The organism is Salinarimonas sp., assembly GCF_040111675.1.
Taxonomy (GTDB): Bacteria; Pseudomonadota; Alphaproteobacteria; order Rhizobiales; family Beijerinckiaceae; genus Salinarimonas.
In genome coordinates this window covers 3,680,233-3,701,190 of sequence record NZ_CP157794.1, presented here as the reverse complement: position 1 = coordinate 3,701,190, position 20,958 = coordinate 3,680,233, and the positions used below count along the sequence as shown (strand labels likewise).

21 protein-coding genes are annotated in these 20,958 nt (G+C 71.7%); 12 read left to right on the top strand and 9 right to left on the bottom strand.

The genetic code is table 11. The features are described 5' to 3' along the window. Nucleotides 1–511 precede the first annotated feature (511 nt). The 7 genes from ABL310_RS17145 (at nucleotide 512) to ABL310_RS17115 (ending at nucleotide 8,298) form a co-directional block, all read left to right on the top strand. The gene (locus ABL310_RS17145; RefSeq protein ID WP_349368218.1) at nucleotides 512–1,564 is read left to right on the top strand and encodes an NAD(P)H-dependent glycerol-3-phosphate dehydrogenase; all 1,053 of its coding nucleotides are present in this window, start codon (nucleotides 512–514) and stop codon (nucleotides 1,562–1,564) included. After that, nucleotides 1,561–2,310, top strand: a complete 750-nt coding sequence (locus ABL310_RS17140; protein WP_349368217.1) for an HAD-IIB family hydrolase — start codon at nucleotides 1,561–1,563, stop codon at nucleotides 2,308–2,310. The genes ABL310_RS17145 and ABL310_RS17140 overlap by 4 nt, the downstream gene beginning before the upstream one ends. Next, nucleotides 2,307–3,830: a glucosylglycerol-phosphate synthase gene (gene ggpS, locus ABL310_RS17135; RefSeq protein WP_349368216.1), complete on the top strand. Its 1,524-nt coding sequence runs from the start codon at nucleotides 2,307–2,309 to the stop codon at nucleotides 3,828–3,830. Before ABL310_RS17140 ends, ggpS begins: the two co-directional genes overlap by 4 nt. Before the next feature lie 149 nt (nucleotides 3,831–3,979). Beyond that, complete coding sequence (locus ABL310_RS17130) at nucleotides 3,980–5,791, top strand: FAD-dependent oxidoreductase (protein WP_349368215.1); 1,812 nt, start codon at nucleotides 3,980–3,982, stop codon at nucleotides 5,789–5,791. A gap of 197 nt (nucleotides 5,792–5,988) precedes the next feature. Further along, nucleotides 5,989–6,216, top strand: coding sequence for a 30S ribosomal protein S21 (rpsU, locus tag ABL310_RS17125; protein WP_349368214.1), 228 nt, complete (start codon nucleotides 5,989–5,991; stop codon nucleotides 6,214–6,216). Nucleotides 6,217–6,376: 160 nt separating this feature from the next. Beyond that, nucleotides 6,377–7,246 carry a tetratricopeptide repeat protein gene (locus ABL310_RS17120; protein ID WP_349368213.1) on the top strand — a complete coding sequence of 290 codons (870 nt, stop codon included), beginning with the start codon at nucleotides 6,377–6,379 and terminating at the stop codon, nucleotides 7,244–7,246. Further along, complete coding sequence (locus ABL310_RS17115) at nucleotides 7,243–8,298, top strand: DUF2332 family protein (RefSeq protein WP_349368212.1); 1,056 nt, start codon at nucleotides 7,243–7,245, stop codon at nucleotides 8,296–8,298. Before ABL310_RS17120 ends, ABL310_RS17115 begins: the two co-directional genes overlap by 4 nt. 254 nt (nucleotides 8,299–8,552) lie before the next feature. Here the strand turns inward: ABL310_RS17115 and ABL310_RS17110 are convergent, their stop codons facing one another. From ABL310_RS17110 to ABL310_RS17085, 6 genes are all read right to left on the bottom strand, one after another. Further along, the gene (locus ABL310_RS17110) at nucleotides 8,553–9,032 is read right to left on the bottom strand and encodes a GNAT family N-acetyltransferase (RefSeq protein WP_349368211.1); all 480 of its coding nucleotides are present in this window, start codon (nucleotides 9,030–9,032) and stop codon (nucleotides 8,553–8,555) included. A gap of 445 nt (nucleotides 9,033–9,477) precedes the next feature. Beyond that, nucleotides 9,478–10,320 carry an alpha/beta hydrolase gene (locus tag ABL310_RS17105; protein ID WP_349368210.1) on the bottom strand — a complete coding sequence of 281 codons (843 nt, stop codon included), beginning with the start codon at nucleotides 10,318–10,320 and terminating at the stop codon, nucleotides 9,478–9,480. Nucleotides 10,321–10,350: 30 nt separating this feature from the next. Continuing rightward, the gene (locus tag ABL310_RS17100) at nucleotides 10,351–11,745 is read right to left on the bottom strand and encodes an NAD(P)(+) transhydrogenase (Re/Si-specific) subunit beta (RefSeq protein ID WP_349368209.1); all 1,395 of its coding nucleotides are present in this window, start codon (nucleotides 11,743–11,745) and stop codon (nucleotides 10,351–10,353) included. Nucleotides 11,746–11,749: 4 nt separating this feature from the next. After that, nucleotides 11,750–12,205 carry a proton-translocating transhydrogenase family protein gene (locus tag ABL310_RS17095; protein ID WP_349368208.1) on the bottom strand — a complete coding sequence of 152 codons (456 nt, stop codon included), beginning with the start codon at nucleotides 12,203–12,205 and terminating at the stop codon, nucleotides 11,750–11,752. A gap of 33 nt (nucleotides 12,206–12,238) precedes the next feature. Then, a complete protein-coding gene (locus ABL310_RS17090; protein ID WP_349368207.1) occupies nucleotides 12,239–13,381 on the bottom strand; it encodes a Re/Si-specific NAD(P)(+) transhydrogenase subunit alpha in 1,143 nt (380 codons plus the stop codon). A gap of 82 nt (nucleotides 13,382–13,463) precedes the next feature. Next, nucleotides 13,464–13,766 (bottom strand): aa3-type cytochrome c oxidase subunit IV, encoded by a 303-nt coding sequence (locus tag ABL310_RS17085; protein ID WP_374730338.1) that lies wholly within the window; start codon nucleotides 13,764–13,766, stop codon nucleotides 13,464–13,466. 195 nt (nucleotides 13,767–13,961) lie between these two features. On the opposite strand from ABL310_RS17085, the gene ABL310_RS17080 reads away from it, so the two are divergent. Both ABL310_RS17080 and ABL310_RS17075 read left to right on the top strand, forming a co-directional pair. After that, on the top strand, nucleotides 13,962–14,840 hold the full coding sequence (locus ABL310_RS17080; protein WP_349368206.1) for an alpha/beta hydrolase: 879 nt from the start codon (nucleotides 13,962–13,964) through the stop codon (nucleotides 14,838–14,840). 96 nt (nucleotides 14,841–14,936) lie between these two features. Then, nucleotides 14,937–15,938 (top strand): lysylphosphatidylglycerol synthase domain-containing protein, encoded by a 1,002-nt coding sequence (locus ABL310_RS17075; RefSeq protein ID WP_349368205.1) that lies wholly within the window; start codon nucleotides 14,937–14,939, stop codon nucleotides 15,936–15,938. Nucleotides 15,939–16,212: 274 nt separating this feature from the next. Here ABL310_RS17075 and ABL310_RS17070 read toward each other — a convergent pair whose 3' ends face one another. Then, nucleotides 16,213–16,485 (bottom strand): DUF3072 domain-containing protein, encoded by a 273-nt coding sequence (locus ABL310_RS17070; RefSeq protein WP_349368204.1) that lies wholly within the window; start codon nucleotides 16,483–16,485, stop codon nucleotides 16,213–16,215. Nucleotides 16,486–16,632: 147 nt separating this feature from the next. Here ABL310_RS17070 and ABL310_RS17065 point away from each other — a divergent pair, with 147 nt between their 5' ends. Together ABL310_RS17065 and ABL310_RS17060 are read left to right on the top strand one after the other, a co-directional pair. Continuing rightward, nucleotides 16,633–17,223: an aminodeoxychorismate/anthranilate synthase component II gene (locus ABL310_RS17065; protein ID WP_349368203.1), complete on the top strand. Its 591-nt coding sequence runs from the start codon at nucleotides 16,633–16,635 to the stop codon at nucleotides 17,221–17,223. 125 nt (nucleotides 17,224–17,348) lie between these two features. Next, a complete protein-coding gene (locus ABL310_RS17060; RefSeq protein WP_349368202.1) occupies nucleotides 17,349–18,053 on the top strand; it encodes a L,D-transpeptidase in 705 nt (234 codons plus the stop codon). A 43-nt stretch (nucleotides 18,054–18,096) separates the two neighbouring features. On the opposite strand, the gene ABL310_RS17055 is transcribed toward ABL310_RS17060, so the two are convergent. Together ABL310_RS17055 and ABL310_RS17050 are read right to left on the bottom strand one after the other, a co-directional pair. After that, complete coding sequence (locus ABL310_RS17055; protein WP_349368201.1) at nucleotides 18,097–18,237, bottom strand: hypothetical protein; 141 nt, start codon at nucleotides 18,235–18,237, stop codon at nucleotides 18,097–18,099. A 42-nt stretch (nucleotides 18,238–18,279) separates the two neighbouring features. After that, nucleotides 18,280–19,380 (bottom strand): DNA recombination protein RmuC, encoded by a 1,101-nt coding sequence (locus ABL310_RS17050; protein WP_349368200.1) that lies wholly within the window; start codon nucleotides 19,378–19,380, stop codon nucleotides 18,280–18,282. Nucleotides 19,381–19,703: 323 nt separating this feature from the next. Here ABL310_RS17050 and ABL310_RS17045 point away from each other — a divergent pair, with 323 nt between their 5' ends. Then, nucleotides 19,704–20,915 (top strand): AI-2E family transporter, encoded by a 1,212-nt coding sequence (locus tag ABL310_RS17045; RefSeq protein ID WP_349368199.1) that lies wholly within the window; start codon nucleotides 19,704–19,706, stop codon nucleotides 20,913–20,915. Nucleotides 20,916–20,958: the final 43 nt, after the last annotated feature.

Sequence of the window (20,958 nt, the reverse complement as noted above, 5' to 3'; positions counted from 1 at the left end):
ATCCGCCCAGGCGCATAGTCCTGCGCCCACGCTCATGGCGACGGCCCACGCCCACGCCCGCCCCCTCCGCACGCCCCTCCGCGCGATTCGCGAGGCCCGCCGCGGGCCGGGGTTGCGGCTAGGAATATACCGGCGATCCGACGGAAATTGCTGCGCTGCCACACATTTCAGCATCCGTATCGTGATTTGCGCACCCCATGTTCTGAGCGAGCGTAATTCTTCGACGTTTCATGGCGAATCCAAGAAGACGCAAGCAATTTCGAGAGATCAGAAACGGCCACGCTGACGCGTCAATCATCCGTCATGGACAGGCGGATTTGCCTTTCGCGACGCAATGCTCTAACTAGTCCGCCATCATCAGGCCGAACGCGTCGCCACCGGCGCGCCTCTTCTACGAGGCGCCTCGGGCCGGAGGCGCGCGTCCGAAATCCGGAGGTGCCATTTGACGGCGAGCCGAGCGCCCGCGACATCCTGCGCGGACACGAGACCGAACGTATTCGACACCATCGCCGTGATCGGCGGCGGTTCCTGGGGCACGGCGCTGGCGCTCACCGCCTGGCGCGCCGGACGGCGCGTCAGGCTGTGGGCGCGCGAGGAGCACGTGGTCGACGCCGTACGCGCGACCCGGCGCAATCCGTTCCTGCCCTCCGCGGACATCCCCGACGACGTCCTCGTCACCAACGACATGGAGGAGGCGCTCGCCGGCGCCGACCTCGCCATCCTGGTCTCGCCCTCGCAGCATCTGCGGGCGGTTGCGCGCCAGGCCGAGCCGGCGCTCGCGCCGGACGCGCCGGTGGTGATCTGCTCCAAGGGCATCGAGCGCGAGACCGGCCTCCTGATGGGCGAGGTGGTCGCCCAGGTGATGCCGAACCGCGAGATGGCGGTGCTCTCCGGCCCCACCTTCGCGGCCGAGGTCGCCGCCGACATGGCGACCGGCGTCACCGTCGCCGCCGCCGAGGACGGCTTCCACGACGGGCATCTCGCCGCGCGCGTCGCGGTCTCGCTCGCGAGCGAATCCTTCCGGCCCTACCTGTCGGACGACGTGCGCGGCGTCGAGATCGGCGGCGCGGCGAAGAACGTCATCGCCATCGCCTGCGGCATCGCCGCGGGGCTCGGCCTCGGCTCCAACGCCCGGGCGATGGTCATCACCCGCGGCCTCGCCGAGATCACCGCCCTCGGCCTCGCCATCGGCGCGCGGCTCGAGACCATGGCCGGCCTCGCCGGCGCGGGCGACCTGATGCTCACCTGCTCCTCGACGCAGTCGCGCAACTTCAGCTACGGCCAGGCGCTCGGCGCCGGCGAGGAGGCGGTGCGCCGCGCCGACGGCCCCGTGGTCGAGGGGGCGGAGAACGCGGCCTCCGTCGTCGCGCTCGCCCGAAAGCTCCGCGTGCCGATGCCGGTCTGCGAGACCGTGCTCGCGATCCTCGACGGCGCGCCGGTCTCGGCCTCGATGAAGGCGCTCATGCTCGCCGACCTCCACCCCGAGGCGGTGGGCGCCGAGCACGACTGGACGACGCCCCATCCCGCCCGGATCGAAGAAGAAGAGGAGCGCCTCTCCGCATGAACGCCCCCGTCAATCCCTCGCCTTCCCTCGTCCTCGCCACCGATCTCGACGGCACCTTCCTCGGCGGCTCGGACGAGCAGCGCGCGGACCTCTACGCCAGCCTCGCGGCGCGCGAGGACGCGATGCTGATCTTCGTCACCGGGCGCGACATCGACTTCATCGCCGAGCTGATCGAGACCCCGGGCATGCCGCGCCCGCACTACGTCATCGGCGACATCGGCACCTCGATCTTCGACGGCGTCTCGCTGACGCCGTGGGAGGAGTTCGAGGTCCCGATCAAGCAGGCCTGGGGCGATGCCGGCGCGCGGGTGCGGGCCATGCTCGCGGAAGAGCCCGGGCTCGCGATCCAGAACACGCCCTTCCGCTACCGGGTCAGCTACGACTACGATCCGGCCCGTCTGAGCCCCGAGAGCGCCGCCAAGGTCGAGGCCGCCGGCTTCGACTGCATCGTCTCCGCGGGGCGCTTCTTCGACGTCCTGCCCAAGGGCGTCAACAAGGGCACGACGCTGGCCCGGCTGGTGCAGACGCTGGGCCTCGACCCGGCCGCCGTGCTCGCCGCCGGCGACACGATGAACGACCTCGCCATGCTGGCCTCCGGCTTCAACGCGGTGGCGGTCGGCAATTCCGAGGAGCCGCTGATGCGGGCCCTGGACGGCGTGCCCACGGTCTACCACTCGCCTCATCCCGGCGCGGCGGGCATCGCCGACGCCATCCGCCATTTCGAGCTGACGGGAGAACACGCATGAGCGGATCGCCCCTCGTCATCGTCTATCACAGGCAGCCTCTCGAGGAGGTCGTGATCGACGGCAAGATCCACTACCGCACGAACAAGAGCCCCAACGGCATCGTGCCCACGCTGAAGAGCTTCTTCAACACGCTGGGCGACGACGCCGGCGCCTGGGTGGCCTGGAAGACCTACGATCCCGAGACCGGCGTCGACTTCGAGCGCCGGGTCACGGTGGAGGACCCCTACGGCGACTACACCGTCTCGCGGCTGCCGCTGACGGCGGAGCAGGTGGAGAGCTTCTACCACGTCACCTCCAAGGAGGCGCTGTGGCCGATCCTGCACTCCTTCCCGGATCGCTACCGCTACGACAACGTGGACTGGGAGACGTTCCGCGAGGTGAACCGCGCCTTCGCCGAGGCCGCGGCCGAGGAGGTCGCGGACGACGGGCTCGTGTGGATCCACGACTACAATCTCTGGCTCGTCCCGCTCTACCTGCGGCGGATCAAGCCGGACGTGAAGATCGCCTTCTTCCACCACACGCCCTTCCCCGGCCCGGACGTGTTCAACGTCCTGCCTTGGCGCAAGGAGATCGTGTCGAGCCTGCTCGCCTGCGACCTCGTCGGCTTCCACCTGCCGCGCTACGCCCGCAACTTCGCCGAGGTGGCGCGCACGCTGGTCGGCGCGGCGATGGGACCGGCGGTGCCGGTCGACCCGGCGCTCGCGACCCCCGGCATGGCGCTCTCCGAGCCGGACGTGCCGGCCCACGTCGTGCACGAGGGCCGCGAGGTCGTGCTCGGCGTCGCGCCGGTGGGCTGCAACGCCCCGCTCGTCGACACGATCCTCGCGACCGACGAGAACGAGGCGCTGCAGCGGCAGCTGCTCGCCGAGCTCGACGGCCGCCGGCTGATCATGACGGTCGGGCGCACCGACTACACCAAGGGCATGATCGAGAGCCTGTGCGCCTACGAGCGCCTGCTCGAGCGCCGGCCCGAGCTGCGCGGGCAGGTGAAGATGCTCGCGACCTCGGTGCGCGCGGCGGCGCAGATGACGGTCTACGAGGAGACCCAGCGCGACATCGAGGCGCTGGTCGGGCGCATCAACGGGCGCTTCTCGACGCTCGACTGGACGCCCGTCGTGCTGTTCGGCGCGGCGATCCCGTTCGACAAGCTCGTCGCGTACTACGCCATCGCGGACGTGTGCCTCACCGCGCCGCTGCGCGACGGGCTCAACCTCGTGGCCAAGGAGTTCGTGGCCTCGAAGGCCGGGCGGCCGGGCGTGCTGATCCTGTCCGAGTTCGCCGGCTGCGCCGTCGAGCTGCCGCAGGCCATGCTGACGAACCCCTATTCCAACCGCTCGCTCGACCACGCCCTCGACACGGCGCTGGCGACGCCCGCCGACGAGGCGGCGGCGGCGATGGCGGCCATGGCCAGGGAGGTCGCGACCTACGACCTCGCCCACTGGGCCGAGGTGGTGCGCGCCCAGTTCGCCACGATCGATCGCGCCGGCGGCGAGACCGTGGTGGAGACCGCGGCGGCCTGACCGCCGGCGGAAGTCACCAATCGGAAAGGACGCGCGCAAAACCTGCGCGCGTCTTCGTTGCGCCCTCGGATTGCGTCGGCATACTGCGAGCCGGGGGGCGAATCACGACGGCGGACCATGCGCGCCCCCGATACGAGGGGGACCACGTCATGCGCGAATGGAGCCTGTCCCGGCGTCGCTTCCTGCAAGGCCTCGGCGGCGCCGGCCTTCTGGCGGCCGCCTATCATCCGCTCGTCTCGAGCGGCCTCTTCCGCATCCCGCGCGCGGTGGCGCAGGAGCTGCCGACCCTGCCGCCCGGCGACGGCCGGCGGGTGGGCATCGTCGGGGCCGGCGTCGCCGGGCTCACCGCGGCCTACGAGCTCGCCAGGGCGGGCTACGACGTCACCATCTACGAGGGCGACGACCGCTATGGCGGGCGCAGCCTCACGGTGCGGCCCTCCGACGAGGGCTACAAGTCCTGGTTCCTGGACACCAACCCCTTCGTCACCGAGGCGTCCTATGTCGACACCGTGCCGGGCGAGGTGAAGGGCGCGGGCGTCGGGCCGCAGCCGGTCGATATCCAGGTCGTGCGCCAAGGCAACGGCTACTTCCCGCTCTGGCTCAATCTCGGGCCCGGGCGCATCCCGACGCACCATACCGGGATCCTGCATTACTGCCGGCTCCTCGGCGTGGAGATGGAGCCCTACATCTTCGTCTCCGAGGCGAACCGCATGCAGGCGGAGGGCTTCAACGGCGGCGCGCCGATCCAGATCCGCCAGTTCCAGTACAACATGCAGGGCTATCTCGGCGAGATGCTCGCCGCGCTCTCCGAGCAGGCGCTGCCGATCGCCGACCCGAACGCGTCGGCGCGGAGCTTGGAGCTGTTCCGCCGCTTCCTCGCCGAATACGGCGATCTCGACGCCTCGGGCGCCTTCACCGTCACCGACCGCGCGGGCTACGTCGTCAATCCGGGCGCGGGCACGAACAGCGGCGAATTGCGCCCGCCCATCGCCATGGAGGACCTGCTCCAGGCCGAGGGCCTGTGGCCCGGCATGCTCAACCAGGACGCCTACGAGTGGCAGACCTCGCTGCTCCAGCCGGTGGGCGGCATGGACATGATCTGGCAGGCCTTCCTCGCCCAGACGATCGACGGCGCGCCGCTGCGCGACCTGGTGCGCCTGTCGAACGAGGTCACCGGCATGAGCTACGACCCCGACGGGCGCGTCGTCCTGAGCGTCGACACGCCCGACGGCCCGATCACGACCGAGCCCTTCGACTACGTGATCTGCACCGCCCAGCCGGCGATCACCGCGGCCATGGCGATCGAGGGCGTGGTCGAGGACGACGCGGTCGCGGCGCTGAAATCGGTGCTCTACATGAACGGCGGCAAGTACGGCTGGCAGGGCCGCACCCGCTTCTGGGAGGCCCAGGACGTCCAGATCTTCGGCGGCATCAGCTGGACCACGCATCTGATCGAGCAGATCTGGTACCCGAGCGAGGGCTACAACGGCCCGACCGGGATGCTCACCGGCGGCTACATCCACGACGTCAACGCGGTGGACGCCGAGGGCTTCGTCTACACGGCGGCGACGGACTACGAGACGCCCTTCCCGCCCTCCGACATTCCCGAGGACCAGAAGAACGCCACCGTCTGGGCCGGGCTCTCCCAGGAGGAGCGCACGAGCCAGGCGCTGATGGGCGGCGAGGCCCTGCACCCGGGCTTCACCGAGAACGTCTATTCGCAGAACGGCCTTTCCATCGCCTGGCAGAACCAGCCCTACCAGATGGGCATCGGGACCTACGACATGCCGGGCTCGCGCCCCGACGCCTACGCCCGGCTGATCCGGCCGATCGACCGCATGGAGCGCGTCTATCTCGCCGGCGACTACGTCAGCTACTGGACCGGCTGGCAGGAGGGCTCGGTGCGCTCCGTCTGGTGGACGCTCGGGCTGATGGCGAAGCACATGGCGGGCGCGCGCTGACGCCGGGCGCCGGGGCGGCTCGCGGCCGTGGAGCCGCCCCCGATCGCGCCGCGCGAGCGCTCTCGACAGGCAAAACCGTTTCTGCTATGCGCACGAAATCACGGTCGAGCCGCGCCGCCGCGCGACGCTGGCGTTCGCCGTACAGGTAACCGTACCCCGATTCGCCAGAGCACACCTCAGCTGAAGGAACACGACGCGTGCAGGTTCTCGTTCGTGACAACAACGTCGATCAGGCTCTCCGCGCCCTCAAGAAGAAGATGCAGCGCGAGGGCATCTTCCGCGAGATGAAGCTGCGCGGCCATTACGAGAAGCCCTCCGAGAAGAAGGCGCGCGAGAAGGCCGAGGCCGTCCGCCGCGCCCGCAAGCTCATCCGCAAGCGGATGCAGCGCGAGGGCCTGCTGCCCTCGAAGGGCAAGGCGCGCTGAGCGAGAGCCGCTGAGACGAACGCCGATCTCGGGCTCGCGCCGCCGCGGGCCTGAAATCGCCGAATTCGGCCGTCACGAGATCGGCGCCCCACGGCCACCGGCGGGGCGCTGATTTGTTTTTCGCGCGACCGCGCGGGGGGAGAGAACGAGGATGAGAGGCATGAACTCGATCGCGACGTCCAGCCGGACGATCTCCGTCGACCCGCGCGGCGCCCGCCTCGGCGTGCTTCTCCTCGCCGGCCTCGCCCTCGCCGGATGCGAGACCGTCGCGAGCCGCGGCCCGGCCCAGCAGGTCGCGGTGCTCGAGCGCCAGGACAGCGCGGTGACGGGAACCAACATCGCCTCCCTCACCGAGGTGATCCGCAACAATCCGGACGACCCGAACGCCTACAACACCCGCGGCGCCGCCTATGCGCGCGCCGGCGACTTCCGCGAGGCGCTCGCGGATTTCGGCCGCGCCATCGAGCTCGATCCGCAGAACGCGCCGGCCTACACCAACCGCGCGCTCGCCCTGCGCCAGACCGGCCGCGACGACGAGGCGCTGTCCGATTTCACCCGGGCGCTGGCCGCGAATCCGAACTACGCGCCGGCCCGGATCGGCCGCGCCAATCTGCTGCGTGCCCGCGGCAACACCACCGCCGCCCTCGCGGACTTGGACGAGGCGCTGCGGGTGAACCCGGAATCGGCCGAGGCGCATCACGCCCGCGGCCTGGTCTACCAGCGGCTCGGCCAGCATCGCGAGGCGGTGCTCGACTTCGACGCCGCGATCGACCGCAACCCCTACGTCGCCGCGCCCTATCACGGCCGCGGCCAGAGCCTCGTCGCGCTCGGCGATTACGAGAAGGCGATCGAGGACCTGAACGCCTCGCTCAACGTCAATTCCCAGAACGCCGACGCCTGGGCCTGGCGCGGCGTGGCGCTGGAGCGCTCCGGGCAGCTGGACGAGGCGCGCGAGAGCTACCGCCGCGCCCTGTCGATCGATTCGTCCAACGCCATCGCCCGCGAAGGCGCCGGGCGCGTGCGCGCGTGACCGCGCTTCCCGAGCCGATCCACGCCGCCTTCCATCGGCAGGCCGAGTCCTGCCGGGGGCTCGGCTCGCCCTTCACCGCCGCGCTCTGCGCGCTTCTCGCCGCGCGTCTCGCGCCGACGGAGAGCGCCTTCGCCCGCCGCATCGCCGGCTGGCCGACGGATCGCGCCGGGGACGACGCGCTTGCGCTGCGGGCCTGCGGCGCGCTGCACGCGCTCGCCCGCTCCGGCGACGCGCCCGGCCTGCGCGCGGCCTATCCGCCGGTCGAGGCCGACGTCGAGACGCTTTGGGCGGCGATCGAGGCCGCGCTCGCCGATCACGACGCGCGCCTGACGGACTGGCTCTCCTCCCCGCCGCAGACCAACGAGCCGAAGCGTTCGGGCGCGCTGCTGGGCGCGCTGGCGATCCTCTCCACCGAGACGGGGCTGCCGATCGACCTCCTCGAGATCGGGGCGAGCGCGGGCCTCAATCTCTCCCTCGACCGCTTCGCCTACGCGCTGGGCGTCGCCGAGCGGCCGGGCGCCCCGGACGTCGCGGTGACGATCCGCTGCGACTGGCGCGGTGCGCCGCCCGATCCGCAGACCCCGCTCGTCGTCGCCCATCGCGCCGGCTGCGACCGCAACCCCCTCGACCCCGGCCGCGCGGAGGATCGCGCGCGGCTCCTCGCCTATGTCTGGGCCGACCAGCAGGACCGGCTCGCCACCACCGCCGCCGCGCTCGAGGCGGCGGCGATCGCGCCCTGGCGCGTCGAGAAGGCGGATGCGGCCGACTGGGTCGAGGCGGCGCTGGCCCGGCGTCCCGTGGCGGGCCGCGTCACCGTGCTGGCCCACACCATCGTCTGGCAATATCTCCCCGACGCGACCAAGGCGCGGATCGAGGCCGCCCTCGCCGCCGCCGGCGCCCGCGCCACGCCCGAGGTCCCGCTCGCCCGCGTCTCGATGGAAGCCGACGACCGCACGGGCAGCGCCGCGCTGACGCTCACGACCTGGCCCGGCGGCGGGACGCGCGCCCTCGGCCGCGCCGATTTCCACGGGCGGTGGGTGGAGTGGGGCTGAGGCTCGGATGTTTCGACGGTGACGCATGGGCGTCATCCCGGGCGCCGAACGGCGACCCGGGACCCAGAACCGCCGTCGTGTCCCGAGCGGCGTATACGCCGCGTCCCTCCACCCTCGATGCGGCGACTTTCGCGGCCGCTTTCGCACGGAGCTCGCGATGCGACCTGAAGGTCGCGACATCGGCGTCGGCGGTCATGGTCCCGGATCGGCTTCGCCGTCCGGGATGACGGGGTTCATGCGCTGATGTCGGATCTTCACCCGACCTCCTTCACCAGGATCTGCAGGTAGTCGCCGAACCCCGCCTGGCGATAGGCCGCCCGCGCGCCCGCATTCGCCGACAGCGCTCCCACCGCGAGGCGCTTGAGCCCCGCCTCCCGGACGCAATCCTCCGCCGCCGCGATCAGCGCCCGCCCGACGCCGCGCCCGCGGGCCTCCTCGACGACGATCAGGTCGGCGATCTGGCCGTAGCGGCGCACGTCTTCGCGAACATAGGGATGCTCCTCGTCGAAGACGAAGACGAGGAGGCCGACGACGATCCCGTCCTCCTCCGCGAGGAGGATGCGGCCCTTGGTGCGCACCACCCGATCCACCGCCGCCGCATAGGCCGCCTCCGCGGCGGCGCGCGTCGTCAACCGGTCGTCGACGAGGGTCGCCTCGTAGGCGTTGAGCGCGTCGATGAGCCCGATGCAGGTCTCGCGGTCGGCGGGGCCCGCGGTGCGGATGGCGAGGGTCATGGCGCCGCCTCGACGGCAGGCGCGCGGGCGTTCTCCTCCCCGTTGCGGGCAGTCGATGCACACCTCTCCGAATCCGAACGAGCGTGAGCGATGCGGCGTTCTTCCTTCCCTGTAGGGGAAGGTGTCGCGCCGCGAAGCGGCGTGACGGATGGGGCGCGGCGCGGAAGCGACGCGTTCCGCGAAGCGGAAGCTCCCGGTAGCGTCAGTCTCGACCGTCCATTTCGGCTTCGCCGAACGCGCGTGCCGCGCGCCCCATCCGTCTCGGCTTCGCCGAGCCACCTTCCCCTACAGGGAAGGAGAAGGTTCGGCGCGCTCGTCGACCCCATCCCGACGGCCCCTCTTCCCATCCGCGAACGGCGGGGGACGATTGGTGAATCGACGAGTCCCGAGGGAGAGGTGAGAACCTCTGCGCGGCGCAGCTCGCACGCAAAGAACCGGGATGCGCTCATCGCCCGTCGCTCGTCAGGTGCTCCGCCGCCCGGCCTTCCTCGACCGCGTCGATCAGCGCCTGCACCTCGGCGAGGCCGCCGTTCTCGAGGAGGCGGGTGTGGCCCTCGCCGTCGAAGGCGACGAAGCGCTTGGGCTCGGAGGCCACCTCGTAGAGCGCCCGGCCCTGGTCGAACGGGGTGATCGGATCGGCGGTCCCGTGCATCAGAAGCACCGGCTCCTCCACCGCGCGGATGCGGGCGGCGGAATCGAACTGGTCGTGCATGAGGAAGCCGACCGGCACGAAGGGATAGCGCACGCGCGCGACGTCGGCCGCCGAGCTGAAGGGCGCGTCGAGCACCGCCGCGCCGACCTCCGCCTCCGCCGCGAGCGCCACGGCGACGCCGGTGCCGAGCGATTCGCCGTAGAGCACGACGCGCTCCGCCGGCGCGTGCCCCCGCGCGAAGGCGTAGGCCGCGCGGGCGTCGGCGATCAGGCCCTCCTCGGTCGGGGAGCCGGTCGAGCCGGAATAGCCGCGATAGGAGGTGATGAGCACGCCGCGCCCGCCCTCGGCCAGCGCCGCCGCGCGGGGCGCCCGCTGGCTGATCGAGCCCGCATTGCCGTGGAAGTAGACGACGAGCGCCCGGCCGGGCTCCGGCGCGCGGAAATAGGCGGTGAGCCGCTCGCCATCCTCCGTCTCGAGGGTGACGTCCGTGAAGCCGGCGAGCCCCGCCTCGGCGGCGGTGGCGACGCCTTGCGGCGCGGGGTATTGCAGCCCGCGCTGCGTCACGTAGAGCACGCCCACGAAGGCGACGTAGACGCCGCCGGCGAGGACGAGGGCGCGCACGAGCCGCTGGAGCATGATCCGCTCTCCGCCCCCGCCCGCCCCGGGTCACATCGACTTGACGATCTCGTCGACCATCTTCTTGGCGTCGCCGAAGAGCATCATCGTGTTGTCGCGGAAGAACAGCTCGTTCTCGACGCCGGCATAGCCCGAGCCCATGCCGCGCTTGAGGAACAGAACCGTGCCCGCCTTCTCCACGTCGAGGATCGGCATGCCGTAGATCGGCGAGGTCTTGTCGGTCTTCGCCGAGGGGTTGGTGACGTCGTTGGCGCCGATGACGAAGGCGACGTCCGCCTGCGCGAACTCGCCGTTGATGTCCTCGAGCTCGAAGACCTCGTCGTAGGGCACCTGCGCCTCGGCGAGCAGCACGTTCATGTGGCCCGGCATGCGGCCCGCGACCGGGTGGATCGCGTACTTCACCTCGACGCCCTCGGCCTTCAGGAGGTCCGCCATCTCGCGCAGCGTGTGCTGCGCCTGGGCCACCGCCATGCCGTAGCCCGGCACGATGATGACCTTGGAGGCGTTCTTCATGATGAAGGCCGCGTCCTCGGCCGAGCCCTGCTTCACCGGCCGCGTCTCCGCCTCGCCCGCGGCGCCGCCGGCGGTCTCGCCGCCGAAGCCGCCGAGGATGACGGAGATGAAGGACCGGTTCATGCCCTTGCACATGATGTAGGACAGGATCGCGCCGGACGAGCCGACGAGCGCGCCGGTGATGATCAGCGCGAGGTTGCCCAGCGTGAAGCCGATGCCCGCGGCCGCCCAGCCCGAATAGGAGTTGAGCATCGAGACGACGACCGGCATGTCCGCGCCGCCGATCGGGATGATCAGCAGCACGCCGAGCGCCAGCGCGATCGCGACCAGCAGCCAGAAGGCCAGCGCCGATTCGGTGCCCATGAAGAGCCCGATCAGGATCACGGCGCCGGCGCCGAGCGCGATGTTGATCACGTGCCGCGAGGGCAGCATGATCGGCTTGCCGGACATGCGCCCGTCGAGCTTGAGGAAGGCGATGATCGAGCCGGTGAAGGTGATCGCGCCGATGGCGGCGCCGAGCGCCATCTCGAACAGGCTCGCGGCCTTGATGGCGCCGGGCGCGCCGATGGCGAAGGCCTGCGGCGCGAAGAGCGCCGCGGCGGCGACGAGCACCGCCGCGAGGCCGACGAGCGAGTGGAAGCCCGCGACGAGCTGCGGCATCGCCGTCATCGGCACGCGCCGCGCGATCAGCGCGCCGATGCCGCCGCCGATGGCGATGCCGACGATGACGAGCAGCCAGCCGCCGATCGCCGGCGGGGCGTAGACCAGCGTCGTGACCACGGCGATGGCCATGCCGACCATGCCGTACATGTTGCCCTGGCGCGACGTCGTCGGGTGCGAGAGCCCCCGCAGCGCCAGGATGAAGAGCACGCCCGAGACGAGGTAGAGCAGGTTCGCGAGATTGTCGCCCATCGCCTCAGCCCTTCTTCTTGTACATGGCGAGCATCCGCGCCGTGACGAGGAAGCCGCCGAAGATGTTCACCGAGGCGAGCACGAGGGCGATGAAGCCGAGCACCGTCGCCCCCCAGGCCGCGCCGGAGGTCGCGACGTCCGCCACCTGGACGCCCACCGCGAGGAGCGCGCCCACCACGATCACCGAGGAGATCGCGTTCGTCACCGACATCAGCGGCGTATGCAGCGCCGGCGTCACCGACCAGACGACGTAGTAGCCGACGAAGATGGCCAGCACGAAGATCGCGAAGCGGAACACGGTGGGGTCCACCGCCCCGCCGGTCGCGGCGGCGACGCCCGTCGCCACCGCGTCGGAGGCGATCATGTCCGCGTAGGACTGCGCCGCCTCGGCGGCCTCGCGGGCGGCCTCGGCCGCGGCCTGCGCGCGCTCGAGAGCCTGCTCGGGTGTGAGAGTAGCCATCAGCCTTCCCCGTTCGTTGTCGTGCGCGCGCCGTCAGGCGGCCTTCGGCTGGAAGTTCGGATGGACGACGGCGCCGTCCTTCGTCAGCAGCGTGGCCTTGACGAGCTCGTCGTCCCAGTTCACGGCGAGCGCCTTCTTCTCCTTGTCCACCATCGTCGTCTCGACGAAGGCGAGGAGGTTCTTGGCGTAGAGGCTCGACGCGGTGGCCGCGAGGCGGCCCGGGACGTTGAGGTGCCCCACGATCTTCACGCCGTCGTGGTCGACGACCTCGCCGGGCTTGGCGAGCTCGCAATTGCCGCCGCGCTCCACCGCGAGATCGACGACGACGGAGCCCGGCTTCATCGATTCGACCATCGCCGCCGTGACGAGGGTCGGCGCGGGCCGGCCCGGGATCAGCGCCGTGGTGATGACGATGTCCTGCTTGGCGATGTGCGAGGCGACGAGCTCGGCCTGCTTGGCCTTGTACCCCGCCGACATCTCCTTGGCGTAGCCGCCGGACGTCTCGGCCTGCTTGAACTCCTCGTCCTCCACCGCGATGAACTTCGCCCCGAGCGATTCGACCTGCTCCTTGGCGGCCGGGCGCACGTCGGTCGCGGTGACGACCGCGCCGAGGCGGCGGGCCGTGGCGATGGCCTGGAGGCCCGCGACGCCCGCGCCCATCACGAAGACGCGCGCCGCCGGCACGGTGCCGGCCGCGGTCATCATCATCGGGAAGGCGCGGCCGTACTCGGCGGAGGCGTCGATCACCGCGCGGTAGCCGGCGAGGTTCGCCTGGGAGGAGAGCACGTCCATCACCTGCGCGCGGGTGATGCGGGGCATCAGCTCCATGGCGAAGGCGGAGAGCTTGCGCTCGGCCATGGCCTGGAGGGCGGCCTCGTTGCCGTAGGGGTCCATCGTCGCGACGACGACGGCGCCCTCCTTGATGGCGGCGAGGCGCTCGCCCTCGGGGCGGCGCACGAGCAGCACCACGTCGGCGTCGCCGGCGGCGCCGGGGGCGTCCGGCGCGATCGTCGCGCCGGCGGCCTCGTAATCCGCGTCGGTGACGCCGGAGCCGGCGCCCGCGCCGGACTGGACGACGACCGTCGCGCCGAGCCCCACGAGCTTCTTCACCGTGTCCGGCGTCGCCGCGACGCGGGCTTCGTTGGCGTCCGTTTCCGTGAGGACGGCGATGCGCATGCCCCTCTCCCCCAATCTCGTTGGTGAGGGCGCGCGCGGACCGGCCCGGTCACGGCCGTCGCGACGCGCCCGCGCGGCCCGTTCAGGACAGGATGAAGACGAGAACCATCAGGACGAAGACGGCGCCCGGCGCGCGCCAGCCGACGCTCGGGAAAATCGCCCCGACGCCGCCCGCGATCATCGACGCGACGACGCCGAGAATGCCCGACAGCCAGGCGTCCTTGATCCCGCCGAGCGCGAGCGCCATGACCCAGCACAGCACGACCGCGGAGGAGATCGCCGTGAAGACGATGAAGCCGTCGTAGGTCTTCTCGTGGGTCTGCCCGTCCATCTCGGGGCTGTAGCCTTCGTTGGGGTGACGCTCGCTCTGCACCATGGTCGCCATCGTCCTGGTCATCCTTCCACGCAAACGACCTCGGCTTTAGCCGATGCCGACGAGACCCGCAATCCATACATCGGGGGAGATCCGCAGGCGGGCGGGTGGCGAGAGCCCGGACATGACTTCGCCGCAGCGCGGCCGTATGCATGGTGCGGCGCGGCGCGAACCGCGCGCCAGCCGTCCTTCGGGAGCCGAGACGAGATGCCGAGCCAGACGCAGACACCGGGTCGCAGCGGGCCGCAGGGCGGCTACAGGGTCTCGACCCGCGTCGCCCCGCGCGCCGACGGGCCGGCGCTGGAGATCGTGGAGACCGTGCCCGACGGCCCGCGCGTCGGCGCGCCGCTGCTGCTTCTGCACGGCGCCTTCGGCGGCGCCTGGATGTGGGCCGAGCACCTGGGGCCCTATCTCGCCCGGCGCGGGCGCGCCTCGCTCGCCGTGTCGCTGCGCGGGCACGGCGGGTCCGAGGGGCGCGAGCGCCTGCGCGAGATCACGCTGGACGACTATCTCGCCGACGCGCGATTCGCCTTCGACCTCCTGCCCCAGGCGCCGGTCGTGGTCGGCCATTCGCTGGGCGGGCTCCTGGCGCAACGGCTCGTCGGGCGGTCGCGGATGCGCGGGCTCGCCCTCGTCTGCTCGCTCCCGCCCGAGGGGCTCGCGCTCGTCAACGCCCGCGCGGCGCTCACCGAGCCCGTCGTGTGGCTCGACGCCTTCGTCGGCGCGACCGCCCCGGAGGCCTCGGCGATGACCGCCGGGGCCCGGCACCTCTTGTTCTCGGAGGGGCTGCCGGCGGCGCGCGTGCGGCGCTACGCCGCGCTGATGACGCCGGAGGCGCCCCGCGCCCTCTCGCAGGCGCACATGCCGGGCCCGGTCCTCTCCGCCTTCCTCACGCGGCTGCCGACCCTCGTTCTCGGCGCGGCGCAGGACCGGCTCGTCTGGCGCTCCTGCACCCTGCGCACCGCGTTCTACCACGCCGCCCGGCACGAGACCCTCGATCAGGCCGGCCACTTCCCCATGCTCGACGTCGGCGCCGAGGCGCTCGGCCGCAAGCTCGTCGCCTGGCTCGAATCGGAAGGGCTCTGACCGGCCGCGCCCGGTTTCGCTTTGCCCGGCGGCGGACTTCCTCTAGGTCGGGTCGAGACCGTTCACCGCGAGACGCCCGAGCGACCCGCCGCCCCGATGAAGAAAGCGCTCGACTACATCTGGCCGGTCGTCGGCCTCCTGGCGGTCGCCTTCTCGTTCTGGCTGCTCGCCCGGGAGCTGCGCGCCATCTCGGCCGAGGACGTGCTGGAGTCGATGGCGCGAATCGGGCCCTGGCAGCTCGTGCTGGCGGCGCTCTCCACGGTCGCGGGCTACGGCATGCTCGCCTGGTACGACCGGATCGCGCTCCTGCACCTGGGCGTGAAGCACATCTCCTGGACCTTCATCACGCTGGCGTCCTTCACCACCTACGCGCTCTCGCACAATATCGGCGCGTCCGTGCTCTCGGGCGCCATGGTGCGCTACCGCGCCTACACCTCGCAGGGGCTCTCCCCGAGCCAGATCGCGGTGCTGGTCGGGATCTGCTCGTTCACCTTCGTGCTGGGCGTCGTCGTGCTGACGGGGCTCGTCCTCGTCTTCGAGCCCTACGTCCTCGCGCGGCTCGCCGATCTCCTGCCGGCGGGGCTGCAGATCGAGCCCGTGGCGCAGGGGATCGGATCGGCGCTGCTGCTGCTCGTGGCGCTCTATCTCCTCGGCTCGCTGCTCGGCCTGCCGCCCCTGCGGATCCGCGCCTTCCGGCTCGACTATCCGCGCCCGGCGGTCACCGCCCGCCAGCTCGCGGCCTCGACGCTCGACCTGCTCTTCACGGCGGCGATCGTCTACTTCCTGCTGCCCTGGGACGCGAACCCCGGCTATTTCGTCGTGCTGGCGGTCTTCCTCGCCTCCTTCTCGGCGGCGCTGATCTCGCACGCGCCGGGCGGGCTCGGCGTGTTCGAGCTCGTCTTCATCACGGCGATGCCAGACATCCCGGACGCCGAGCTGATCGCGGCCCTCGTGCTCTTCCGCGTCTACTACCTCCTCGTCCCCTTCGCCTTCTCGCTCGTGGTCGTCGCCGTGTTCGAGCGCCGCAAGCTGGCCGAGGCGCTGCGCACGCGCGCGAAGCGCCTCGGGCGGAAGGGGCAGGGTCGGGAGAGCGGGTGAGGGGTGGCGTGCGTGGCGCTTCCTACGGTGTCATCCCGGATGCCGAAGGCAGTCCGGGACCCAGACCCTCCGCCGCGTCCCGAGCGGCGCTTGCGCGGCGTCCCTCGGCCTCGACGCTGGCATGACGGGCCCGGGACGCGCGCGCTTTCGCGCACGCTGACCATGCGATGGAGGTTCTGGGTCCCGGACTTGCTTCGCAATCCGGGATGACAGGAGATGACGGAGATTTGCTACTCTTTTCACCGGGCGGCTTTCACGCGGGCGACGCGAAGGATCAATCCTTCCCCGTCGCCGCGCGCAATTCGTCAATGCGCTTCGACGCCTCCGCCTTGTCGAGCTCGGGGTCGTAGAGCTCGGGCTTGTGGGCCTGCTCGGAGAGGGTCTTCAGGTAGGAGGCCTGGGCGCCCGTCATCGGCTCGTGGCCGGTCACCCATTCCTCCGGGTCCTTCTGCTGGTTGCCCGTGGCCGGGGTCTGCTTGGGATTCTCGGGGTTCTCGACCTCGGGCGGGTCCTCGTGCGCGCCGCGGGCGCGATCGTCTGCGGACATGCTCGTCCTCCGTTCCGATATTGTTCTCTCTGCGGGAAATGATCGCCGCGCGCCGAAGTTCCGCCGAGAGGCCGCGCATCGCGGTCGCGCTTTGCGCGCGGGGCCCGCGCCTGCTAGACCGGAGGCCGCACCGCAGGGCCGCCGGACATGACCCGCCTTCTCGTCGTCGACAATTACGACAGCTTCACCTGGAACCTCGTGCACCTGGTGAGCCGCTTCACGCACGACATCGAGGTCGTGCGCAACGACGCGCGCACGGCGGACGACGTGCTCGAGGCCGGCTACGACGCCATCGTGCTCTCGCCCGGGCCCTGCACGCCGAACGAGGCGGGGATCTGCCTCGAGCTGATCGAGAAGGGCGCCGGCCGCACGCCGATCTTCGGCGTCTGCCTCGGCCTGCAGGCGATCGGCCAGGCCTTCGGCGGCGCCGTCGTGCGCGCGCCGCTGCCCATGCACGGCAAGACGAGCCGCGTGCGCCATTCCGGCGAGGGGCTGTTTGCCGGCTGCGTGCAGGATTTCGTCGCGACGCGCTATCATTCCCTCGTGATCGCGCGCGACACCTGCCCGGAGGACCTCGCCGTCACCGCCGAGACCGACGACGGCCAGATCATGGCCGCCTCGCACAGGACGCTCCCGGTGCACGGCGTGCAGTTCCACCCCGAGAGCATCCTCTCGGAGCACGGCGAGACCATCCTCGGGAACTTCCTCGCGATGGCGAAAGCCTGGCGCAACGCCTGAGGCGGAGGGGCGGCGGGACCCGGCGTCCGGGGCGGCGGCGCATCCCGGGATGGAACCCGGACCGTTCCACGGCTTTGTCAGCCCAACCCGTTCCACTCCCCCGCCTGATGAGAAGCGAGGTCTGCATGATCACGCGCCGAACGCTCCTCGGAGCGGCGGCGGCGCTCGCCGTCGCGTCCCCCGCCCGCACGTCCGCCCAGTCCTATTCCCAGGCCTCCTCCTGGTATTCCGGCTACATCCCGGACGAGCCCTACGACATCCCCTTCGTCGATCCGCGCCGGATGCCGGCGCATCTGCGCCTGACGGAGGTCGCCTACGACGGGCCCGAGCGGCCCGGCACCATCATCGTCGACACCGCCGACAAGCACCTCTACCTGATCCGCGAGGGCGGTCGCGCCTATCGCTACGGCATCGGGGTCGGCCGCCAGGGCTTCTCCTGGTCGGGCTCGGCGCGGGTCGGCCGCAAGGCCCGCTGGCCCGGCTGGACGCCCCCCGCCGCCATGCGCCGCCGCCAGCCCGAGCTGCCGCGCCACATGGAAGGCGGCCTCGACAACCCGCTCGGCGCCCGCGCGCTCTACCTCTACCAGGGCGGCCGCGACACGCTCTACCGCATCCACGGCACCAACGAGCCCTGGTCCATCGGCAAGGCCGTGTCCTCGGGCTGCATCCGCATGCTGAACCAGGACGCACTGCACCTCTACGAGCGCGCCCGGACCGGCGCGCGGGTGAAGGTCCGTCAGAACGCCGCCGGCTTCTATGCCGCCGCCCCCGCCGAGGCCCCCCGCCGCGAGGCGATGTCCCGCCGCGGCCTGTTCGGCGCGCTGTTCTGAGCACGTCCGGCTCGCGCGTCGCCGACGAGCGGCGCGCGGGCCGTCAGCCGGCGTGCGACGCCTCCGCCTCCGTCGGCAGGTCGAAGCCGAGGCGGAACATCGTGCGGGCGGCGCGCTCCAGGCTGTCGGGCGCCTCGGCCGAGGCCTCGCGAACGTAGAGGGCGATGGCGCGGCCGCGCCCCACCCGTCGGCCCTCCGGGCCGTCGACCTCCCCTGCGGGGAGGTTTCACTCCCCCGCCCGCGCGAACAGATCCCCCTCCCGCCCGTCCTCGAAGTCCAGCGCCTCGATCCGCCGACCCCGGCGCGCGATCTTCTCCGTCGAGGTGCGGATCCCGGCGACGTCGTCCTGGGCCTGGCGGAAATGCTGGTCGAGGCGGGCGACGCGCTCGTCGAGGCGGCCGATGTCGGCGAGGAGGCGGGCGACCTCGGTCTGGATGATTCGGGCCTCCTCGCGCACGCGGGCGTCGCGGGCGAGCGCCTGGACGACCTGGATGGCGAGCGCCAGCAGGGCAGGGGAGACGATCACCACCCGCGCCCGCTGGGCGCGCTCCACCACCTCGGGGAAATGCTCCTGGAGGTCGGCGTAGAGGCTCTCGGCCGGGACGAACATCAGCGCGACGTCCTGGGTCTCGCCGGGGATCAGGTACTTGCCCGCGATGTCCTGCACGTGCCGGGAGACGTCGGCGCGCACGAGCTTGCCCGCGCGGGCCTTCGCCTCGGGGGTCTGCGCGTCGCGGTAGGCGGCGAAGCTCTCCAGCGGGAACTTGGCGTCGACGACCAGCGCCCGCGGATCGCCGGGGAGCCGCACCAGGCAGTCCGGCCGCGCGCCCGAGGTGAGCGTCGCCTGGAAGGCGAAGGCGCCCGCCGGCAGGCCGTCGCGGACGATGGCCTCCATCCGCCCCTGGCCCCAGGCGCCGCGGGCCTGCTTGTTGGAGAGCACCTTCTCCAGGCCCGAGACCTGGGTCGCGAGCGCGCCGATGGATTTCTGCGCGGCGTCGATCACGGCGAGGCGGGCGGTGAGCTTGGTGAGGCTCTCGGCCTGGGCATGGGCGCCCCGCTCGATGCGCTCGGCCAGCATGCGGGCGAAATCGCCCTGGCGTGCGCCGAACACCTCGGTGAAGGACGTCATTCGCCCGGTCATCTCCGCCTGGCGCCGGGCCATCTCGGCCATGGCTTCGGCGACCTCCGCGCGCTCGCGGCGCAGCCGGCGCACGGAGACGGCGAGATGGAGGAGCAGCCCGAGCGCCGCCGCCCCGGCGGCGAGCGCCAAGGCGGCGGGATCGAGCGCGGCGAGGCGGGCCGTAAAATCGGCGAGGAGCGCGTCCATGACGCGCGAAGCCTCGCACGGAAAGTGCGAACGAAGGCTGAACGCGGTTTCCTGTCATTCCGGGGCGCGAAGGGAGCCCGGAACCCAGAACCACGAACGTCGGCTTGCAGCTGCGGGACCTGAACGCTCCGCGAGCGCGTGCGACGAGCGCGCTGCGCGCGCTCGGGGACATGTCGGCGGATCTGGATCCCGGACTTGGCTGCGCCAATCCGGGAAGACAGGCCCTCGCGCGCGCGACGCATCCCGCGGCCTTCGGAACCGTCGTGGGCGCTTCCTGTTGGCGTCTCGAGGAGAGCCGAACCCCGAGAGCGAGCGAGAGCCCGATGACCGACCCGACGCCGGACGCCACGACCTCCGTCTTCGCCGACGCGAGCGAGCGCCTGCGCGCGCTGGCGCGGATGAAGACGATGGTCTGGCTCGTCGGCATCATCGCGGCGCTGGCCATCGCCTGGACGCTGCGGGAGACCCGGGCGGTGACGATGCCGCTCGCCTTCGCCTTCTTCATCGCCATCGCGGTGTTCCCGGTGAGCGCGGCGGTGAGCGCCCACGTTCCCCATCGGCTGCGCTGGCTCGGCCCGACGGCGGCCATGGCGGTGATCCTGATCGTGCTCGGCGTGTTCCTGGCCGGCCTGTGGGCGGCGGCCGAGCAGGTCGCCGAGCGCCTGCCGGGCTACGCCGACGATGTGAGCGAATGGTGGGGCGCGGCGCAGGACGGGACGGTACCGGGCGACGGCGGCGAGCAGGGCCGGGCCGACGGCGGGGCGCAGGCCGAGGGCGAGGAGCCGCAGAACGGCGGCGGGCTCGCCGGGACGGTGCAGAGCCTCCCCGGTCCCTTCGGCGTCGGCGACGTGCTCGACCGCGTCGCCTCCTACGCCGACACGATCCTCTCCTCCGCAGCCTCGGTGGCGGCGGGCATCGTGCTGATCTTCTTCTTCACCCTCCTGATGCTGATCGAGGCGCCGCGCTGGGGGGAGAAGCTGAAGACTGTCGCGCACGACCACGACGAGGCGGGCTGGGCGCGCTCGGTCACGGCCATCGCCCAGCGCTTCCGCTGGTATCTCGTGGTGCGCACCATCCTCGGCGTCGTCACCGGAACGCTCTACGGGCTGTGGACCTGGGCCTTCGGGCTCGAGTTCGCCCTCGTCTGGGGGCTGCTCGGCTTCCTGCTGAACTACGTGCCGACGCTCGGCTCCCTCGTCGCCGGCACGCTGCCGGTGCTCTTCGCGCTCTTCACCGTGGACATCGGCACGGCGCTGATCATCGCGGCCGGCCTTCTCGTCATCGAGCAGATCATGGGCAACTTCGTCGACCCCCGGCTGCAGGGCAAGCAGCTCTCCCTCTCCCCCCTCGTCGTCCTGTTCTCGCTCCTCGTCTGGGGCTGGATCTGGGGCATCCCCGGCGCGCTGCTGGCCGTCCCGCTGACGGTGCTGATCACCATCGTGTTCGCCCACGTCGCGGGCCTGCGCAAGATCGCCCTCGTCCTCTCCGACGAGACCGACATGGCGGGTCTCGACGAGCACACCAAGCCGCGGTGACCCGGAGCGGGGAGGGCGAAGGAGGGCGAGGGAGGGCGCCGCC

Excerpts from the sequence above, each read along its gene's own strand:
- ABL310_RS17140 (WP_349368217.1), top strand. The coding sequence starts at position 1,561 with ATGAACGCCCCCGTCAATCCCTCGCCTTCCCTCGTCCTCGCCACCGAT.
- ggpS (WP_349368216.1), top strand. The coding sequence starts at position 2,307 with ATGAGCGGATCGCCCCTCGTCATCGTCTATCACAGGCAGCCTCTCGAG.
- ABL310_RS17130 (WP_349368215.1), top strand. The coding sequence starts at position 3,980 with ATGCGCGAATGGAGCCTGTCCCGGCGTCGCTTCCTGCAAGGCCTCGGC.
- ABL310_RS17120 (WP_349368213.1), top strand. The coding sequence starts at position 6,377 with ATGAACTCGATCGCGACGTCCAGCCGGACGATCTCCGTCGACCCGCGC.
- ABL310_RS17110 (WP_349368211.1), bottom strand. The coding sequence starts at position 9,032 with ATGACCCTCGCCATCCGCACCGCGGGCCCCGCCGACCGCGAGACCTGC.
- ABL310_RS17105 (WP_349368210.1), bottom strand. The coding sequence starts at position 10,320 with ATGCTCCAGCGGCTCGTGCGCGCCCTCGTCCTCGCCGGCGGCGTCTAC.
- ABL310_RS17100 (WP_349368209.1), bottom strand. The coding sequence starts at position 11,745 with ATGGGCGACAATCTCGCGAACCTGCTCTACCTCGTCTCGGGCGTGCTC.
- ABL310_RS17095 (WP_349368208.1), bottom strand. The coding sequence starts at position 12,205 with ATGGCTACTCTCACACCCGAGCAGGCTCTCGAGCGCGCGCAGGCCGCG.
- ABL310_RS17090 (WP_349368207.1), bottom strand. The coding sequence starts at position 13,381 with ATGCGCATCGCCGTCCTCACGGAAACGGACGCCAACGAAGCCCGCGTC.
- ABL310_RS17085 (WP_374730338.1), bottom strand. The coding sequence starts at position 13,766 with ATGGCGACCATGGTGCAGAGCGAGCGTCACCCCAACGAAGGCTACAGC.
- ABL310_RS17080 (WP_349368206.1), top strand. The coding sequence starts at position 13,962 with ATGCCGAGCCAGACGCAGACACCGGGTCGCAGCGGGCCGCAGGGCGGC.
- ABL310_RS17075 (WP_349368205.1), top strand. The coding sequence starts at position 14,937 with ATGAAGAAAGCGCTCGACTACATCTGGCCGGTCGTCGGCCTCCTGGCG.
- ABL310_RS17070 (WP_349368204.1), bottom strand. The coding sequence starts at position 16,485 with ATGTCCGCAGACGATCGCGCCCGCGGCGCGCACGAGGACCCGCCCGAG.
- ABL310_RS17065 (WP_349368203.1), top strand. The coding sequence starts at position 16,633 with ATGACCCGCCTTCTCGTCGTCGACAATTACGACAGCTTCACCTGGAAC.
- ABL310_RS17060 (WP_349368202.1), top strand. The coding sequence starts at position 17,349 with ATGATCACGCGCCGAACGCTCCTCGGAGCGGCGGCGGCGCTCGCCGTC.
- ABL310_RS17050 (WP_349368200.1), bottom strand. The coding sequence starts at position 19,380 with ATGGACGCGCTCCTCGCCGATTTTACGGCCCGCCTCGCCGCGCTCGAT.
- ABL310_RS17045 (WP_349368199.1), top strand. The coding sequence starts at position 19,704 with ATGACCGACCCGACGCCGGACGCCACGACCTCCGTCTTCGCCGACGCG.